4 protein-coding genes and 1 pseudogene are annotated in these 6,326 nt (G+C 37.0%); 1 reads left to right on the top strand and 4 read right to left on the bottom strand.

Going from position 1 to position 6,326, the window contains the following annotated elements:
- Positions 1-145: 145 nt before the first annotated feature.
- The 3 genes from B2Y23_RS05705 to B2Y23_RS05695 all read right to left on the bottom strand — a co-directional run bounded on the left by B2Y23_RS05705 (position 146) and on the right by B2Y23_RS05695 (position 4,023).
- Positions 146-1,171 (bottom strand): hypothetical protein, encoded by a 1,026-nt coding sequence (locus B2Y23_RS05705; RefSeq protein WP_291369543.1) that lies wholly within the window; start codon positions 1,169-1,171, stop codon positions 146-148.
- Positions 1,164-2,789 carry an NAD+ synthase gene (locus tag B2Y23_RS05700; protein WP_291369541.1) on the bottom strand — a complete coding sequence of 542 codons (1,626 nt, stop codon included), beginning with the start codon at positions 2,787-2,789 and terminating at the stop codon, positions 1,164-1,166. The genes B2Y23_RS05705 and B2Y23_RS05700 overlap by 8 nt, the downstream gene beginning before the upstream one ends.
- A gap of 700 nt (positions 2,790-3,489) precedes the next feature.
- Positions 3,490-4,023, bottom strand: coding sequence for a hypothetical protein (locus B2Y23_RS05695; RefSeq protein WP_409449776.1), 534 nt, complete (start codon positions 4,021-4,023; stop codon positions 3,490-3,492).
- A gap of 1,199 nt (positions 4,024-5,222) precedes the next feature.
- Here B2Y23_RS05695 and B2Y23_RS05690 point away from each other — a divergent pair.
- Entirely contained in the window at positions 5,223-5,741 is a 519-nt protein-coding gene (locus tag B2Y23_RS05690) for a hypothetical protein (RefSeq protein ID WP_291352656.1), read from the top strand.
- A gap of 264 nt (positions 5,742-6,005) precedes the next feature.
- Here the strand turns inward: B2Y23_RS05690 and B2Y23_RS05685 are convergent.
- Positions 6,006-6,326: pseudogene (locus B2Y23_RS05685) on the bottom strand (stress-induced protein); the annotation flags it as partial.

The following is a 6,326-nucleotide window of genomic DNA, read 5'->3' as shown; positions in this document are numbered from 1 at the left end:
TCCCGTCATAGCCACCATTTTTATAGACCATGCTCTCAGCATGGTCTCTTTTTTTGTGGGTCAAAAAAGTTGGACTGATTCTCAGAAATAAAAAAAGGTCTGTTGATTATCCAATGAAGAAATACATACAGACCTTGAATAACAATTACAAATTTTCTTGAAGATACTGCTCAATGAATTGATGCGTGGTTTCGCTGTCATAAAAAGATGAAATCAGCGCCTGAATAATCCCGTCTAGCAATCCTTGTTGTTCTAGTGCTTGAAGAGTGAAGGGTAGGAAGCGTCGTGCTTCTTGATGTAAATCCTCTTCATCTAGTCCCACTGACTGCAATAATTCTTGCAGGTTGTATTCGGCAAAATAATCATAAAAACCTGCGACCACGTCCAAAACCACCTGTTGCAAGTATTCAGACTGTCTTAACTGACGCCAGGTTTCGTAGACAAGAATAAAAAATTCTTCAAAGTCAATCGATTGGAACTGTGAGAAGGTTTCTTTAAGCGTTCTTTGCTTCACATCTTCCCACAAATGCAGCGCAATATCGGCCAGTTCTTCATTAGGAAGCAGAATGATATGACCTAGTTGTTTGACTAGGGTCTGAGCGAGTTGCTGCTCAAGTTTAAGTTCAATATGCTGCTGCTGGTCCTGAATAAAACTCAAAATTTTAGAACCCAAACCATGCTGATTGGTATTCAGCTTGCGCAGATGATCGAGCCATGGAGTATTGCTTTCAAGAATCTGATTCGCGAGCTGTAAACTGACATGTTTGACTTGCGGGTTGTGCTGCAGGTTGTCATGGATGTAATGACGCAATTGATCCAGTTCTAGGATTTTATACATCCAGAGTTCAAAAGATTCATCAGACAGCAGTTCATTAATTTGAGTATGGTCGTTAATGGCAAAATCATGAATTCTTTGTGAGACAACGCCAATGAATTCTAAAATTTCAGCGCCCAGATTCAATTCAAAGGCATATTTCTGTACTACTTCTTGTAGCGATTCAAGTTGAATAATTTGTTTTAAAAGAATCTGATCTGAAGAGGTATAAATATGATGAACAAATTTTTCAATATAAGGATTATTTTGTTCTGCTAATAATTGTTTTTTAATAAAACGGGTTTGCTCAAGCATAAGTGCTTGAGCAAACTGTTGGGCTAAGTGCTGCTTAGACACCTGGTGTCCATCCATTCATGATTGGATAACGGCGTTCACGGGTAAATGCACGTGAACTAATACGTGGTCCAATCGCACCTTGGCGACGTTTATATTCGTTACGATCAACCAGGCGAATCACTTTTTCCACTACGGCTTTTTCAAAGCCTTTGGCAATAATGTCATCTTGGCTCATATCTTCTTCAATATAAGCATAAAGAATGGCATCAAGCACATCGTAGGCCGGTAAAGAGTCCTGATCTTTTTGATCTGGACGGAGTTCTGCAGAAGGTGGACGAGTAATGACACGCTCTGGAATGACTGGAGTCTCTGAAATGCTGTTGCGGTATTTCGCCAGTTCAAACACAATCGTTTTATACACGTCTTTTAGCACCGCATAACCACCAACCATGTCGCCATATAGCGTGCAGTAACCTACAGCAAGTTCAGATTTGTTGCCGGTACATAAAACCAGATTGCCGAATTTATTCGACAGGCCCATCAGTAAGGTACCACGCGCACGCGCTTGCAGGTTTTCTTCAGTCGCATCCGCAGGGCTGTTACCAAAGAATGGATACAGGGTTTGCATGAAACTGTTCACGATTGGATTGATTTCAGCAATACCGAAAGTAACACCCATGGTTTTTGCTTGTGCGGCTGCATCTTCTACACTCATTTGTGCAGTATAGGTATATGGCATCATCACCGCTTGGACTTTATCTGCCCCAATCGCATCGACCGCGATAGCAAGGGTTAATGCCGAGTCAATCCCGCCCGATAAACCTAAAATCACGCCCGGGAAACCACAACGTTGAATATAATCACGGGTTGCTAAAACCAGACCTTGATAAATCTCGGCGATGGTTTCCAAAGCTGGTGTGACTGTGCCAACTTTATAAGTTTTTTGTTCAGCCTGGTATTCAGTAAAATAAAGATCTTCTTTAAAGCTTGGTGCCTGTAAAGCAATGCTGCCATCTTTATTGATTACAAAACTTGTGCCATCAAAAATAAGATCATCCTGACCACCGACCTGGTTGGTATACACCAGATTGATATTTAATTGTTTAGCCAGTTCGCTCATGGTGGTCACACGATGCTGCGGTTTACCCACTTCATAAGGTGAAGCATTTAAAACTAGAGCGGTTTCAACATTTAATTGCGATAATTGATGCACAGTAGTGAGTGACCAAATATCTTCACAAATCAGTACGCCAAATTTATGACCTAAATATTCAAAAACAAGGTGTTGATGTCCTTGGCTGAAATAACGTTTTTCATCAAATACACCGTAGTGTGGCAAGTTCTGTTTGTTATAAACACCCAGTACCTGGCCATCTTTCATTACGGCGGCAGAGTTATAACGGTGACCGTCTTCAGTTTGATTAACAAAACCAAAGACCATCACAATATCTTTTACCTGACTCAGTTGCTCAAATGCTTTTTCGGTGCGTTTGGCCAAGCTAGGGCGGAGTAATAGATCTTCTGCAGGGTAGCCTAAAGTTGAAAGCTCCGGAAAGATAATTAAATCGGCTTTTTGTTTTTTGGCTTCATTTACCTGTTCAAGCATTTTTTGAGCATTTGCTTCGATATTGCCAATATGTGGAGAGAATTGTGCAAGGGCAATTTTAAAACTTTTCATTCCAACTTAATCCTATTACCTATAGGGATGTATACACAGACTTAGATTTATTAAGATTATGAGTTCAATGCTATGTACGTGACGACAAATAAAATAAACGTATTAATCAATAATTAGCAATCAGATACTATATACGAATTGCATCGTTTATAGAGAAAAAAACAAAAAAAAATCTGAATATAGACAAAAAAATACAGCATGAATGCAAAAATGGGGATGCTGCAAATCAATTGTTGTGAATGAGAGCAATCATGGATTTGATGAAATTGATTCTAAATATATAAAATCAATCACTTAAAACGAAAAACTGTACTTTCAGCTGTTGCCAAAAAATAGTATATCAAGGCTTAGTTTGCTAGGTGTTAGTAATTACATGCCATATACATGAGGGGGTAGATAAATTATTTAAATGATGTAATTCCCTTTGAGGCCAGCAATTATTTTTAAAACTCAGTGCTGGCTTAAACATTAGATTTATAGCTAAGACAAGACATGAGTTAAATGGTTTTACGTTTTATAGATACTTTTAATTGAATAAAGTCTTTACATAACAAGCTGTTTATCAGAACAATAACTTGGAGAATTTTAAAATCAGTAGTCGAGAAGAGAAAATTTTTCCTTTAAATAAAGTTATAAAAGATGATGAATAACTGAAATTCATTAATGCGCAGAGTTAGAAAGGTGAACAAGAATAAAATCATTACATACTCTTCTCATTCGCCAAAATAATGTTAGGAATATTTTTAAAAAATATATCTCTAGCAATTTCTCCTTGTTGTTCAATGTTATATGTGTGAAAGGGTTTGCCAGCCAGAAAATGGTATTGATAAGGATTATAGGTTTTAAAACTCAAAAAGTATTTGGACTGTAGTATGGCGCCTTGAAACAGGACATTGATGTTGGATTGATATTGATAAATATGGGTCATCTCATGGATGAACAAGCCTTGCATTTGTCTGGATCTTTTGGAGAAATCTTCGCAAAAATTTTTGTTATTCATAAAAATATTGCCATTGGGGGCCATATACATATCTACGGGTTGCCAAGGAAGATATTTGATATTAAATATTTTGACTTCCTGGTAATTAATTAAATCACCGAAAACTTGTCGTGCAAGACTTATTTCACCCGAGGTTAAATTTCGAAAACGAAAGTTGTAAATATCAAATATTCGATAAAGTTTGAATAATAAAAATAGTCTAAATTTTTCTATCATCACGTTACGATTTGCCATTTTTACGATCAATTTTATTCACTGATTCAAGGTAGAGTAAAGGTGGACTCAAAAAAATTTGTTTAATCAATTGCTTCAATGTTAGAGCAGTACTGAGAAAGACTTTGTTTTGTTAATAAATAGTTGATATAAAAATAAATAATATTATATAGACTAAAAATAAAAGTAAATTTTTTTTAAAAACTCAAACTTGTCCTTTAAATGGGCTTAGGGTTGAAATGGTATGTTTGTGTGCCATTTTTCGCTTAAGCATTTTTTTCTGAATATTTTATAAATATAAATTATCAAGGTTTAGAGTGGATTTCTAGCAGGTATGTTTTGAAGTGAATAAATGAAGTTTAAATTTTTTAAGATTTTTATATCGGTCTGACATCACTTCATAAAATAATAGATAAATTTAAATAGTTTTTATCTCTTCTTGATTCGTGATTTATTTATTCTTGTTATATTTTAAATAATAAATGTTAATAAGGTAACGTTGTTTTACTTTAGATCAAACACATAAATTAATAATGTTTACATTGAAGAGAATTGAAACAGATCAAAGATTGGTAAATCAAATATAAAGAGTAGAGTTAATAAAGCCATGTGAGTACGATTTATACCCAATTATAGATAGGAGGGAAGCAAAATGGCTACTCAAAAATTTATTCAGAAAATTCAGCATAAATTACAAAATTAGCAATAACAAAATTTAGAAAATCAATCGAACCTCAGCAATCTGATGAGTAGAAAAAGCAAACTGAAAAACCAGTAGAAACAATGGAAGTCAAACTTTAATTATCTAAACTCAATAGTGGTGAGTATTCAGGTTGGGTTTTCTCCAAAGTTATTCCAGGTTTGCAGTTTCATTATTTCTATTCCTCCTCATTTATCAAAAGTGAAGAATAATATGAACTCAAAAGATGTGAAAATTATAATCGCTGTCATAGTCGTGGTCATAATTGCAGTTATTCTTTATTCCATGTATGAGAGAAATAAAGATGAAAACATGGGAAATTTGAACAACCAGCAAGGCAGTACCTTGGTAAGTCCTATGCATAGCATCACCTCCAACACTTAGCCCACTGCAATAACGCGAAAGATGATTGCGCGCAGTGAATTGATAACGCAAGTTTTTTGAAGATTAAATCTCATAACCGAAACTGGCGATCACAAGCCAATTTCTCTCAATACAATAGTGTTATAAGGAGAATAAAATGGTTCATTCTGATGATGAGCGTATGAAAAATAATCCCGACGTGACTAGAAAGGATGTAAATACCGATCCAAATACAGATGACTCACATCCCGTAGGAACCGGGGTAGGGGCTGCAGGTGCTGCTGCTGCAGGTGCTGCTATTGGTAGTGCAGGTGGTCCAATCGGAGCTATTGTTGGTGGAACGGTGGGTGCAATAGTGGGTGGTGTAGCAGGACATGCGGTAGGTGAGGCAGTTGATCCTACCGTTGAAGATGCGTACTGGCGTGAAAACAGTATTAATCAACCTTATTATAAATCCTCACAAACTACCTATCCTGACTTGGATTATGACAGGGATTACCAGCATGCTTATCGTGTAGGGTATGAGGATATATCTGCATATGATTCATCTAAACGTTTTGAAGATGTAGAACCGGATCTCCGTTCCAAATGGGAAGGATCGAAAGCGGAATCCCGTCTCTCTTGGGAAGAAGCTAAACATGCTTCACGTGATGCCTGGAATCGCTTGCGACCTTAAATAATCATACTGCTAAATAATCTTAATCATCCTGAAACCAATCTTTTTTAATTTTAAAAGGATTGGTTTTTTGCTTGCATAATTTAAAGCACTTGCTTTTTTTCTTTTAACGTCTAATACCAATAATCTACATTATAAAAATCAGGAGCTTTCTTTTATTTTTTCATAAAAAAAAGCGTAGATTAATCTACGCTTAATAAGATGTGATTAAAATTAATTATATTTGTTAGAACCATTTAAATTTTTAAATGGAAACACGGGTGGTTAGCGAGAGGTAAAACGCCCATATTCATCACGTCGTTGCGTGGTATTTCTACTACGACTTTGTGACGCTGAACGACCGCCGCGATCATCATCGTCATCATCACGGCTGCGGCCTCGACCACTAGAGCGACTGCCGCGATCATCATCGTCATCATCACGACTGCGACCCCGACCACCAGAACGGCCGCCGCGATCATCGTCATCATCACGACTGCGACCTCGACCACCAGAGCGACCGCCGCGATCATCATCGTCATCATCACGACTGCGACCTCGGCCACCAGATCGACCACCGCGATCATCGTCGTCGTCATCACGGCT

This window comes from Acinetobacter sp. UBA5934 (assembly GCF_002430855.1).
Classification (GTDB): Bacteria; Pseudomonadota; Gammaproteobacteria; order Pseudomonadales; family Moraxellaceae; genus Acinetobacter.
Note: the sequence above shows the minus strand (reverse complement) of the source record. Positions and strands in the feature narration are given on the sequence as shown.

What these genes read in the sequence shown, in the direction of transcription:
- B2Y23_RS05700 (WP_291369541.1), bottom strand. Translation starts at nt 2,789, where the DNA reads ATGAAAAGTTTTAAAATTGCCCTTGCACAATTCTCTCCACATATTGGC.
- B2Y23_RS05695 (WP_409449776.1), bottom strand. Translation starts at nt 4,023, where the DNA reads ATGGCAAATCGTAACGTGATGATAGAAAAATTTAGACTATTTTTATTA.
- B2Y23_RS05690 (WP_291352656.1), top strand. Translation starts at nt 5,223, where the DNA reads ATGGTTCATTCTGATGATGAGCGTATGAAAAATAATCCCGACGTGACT.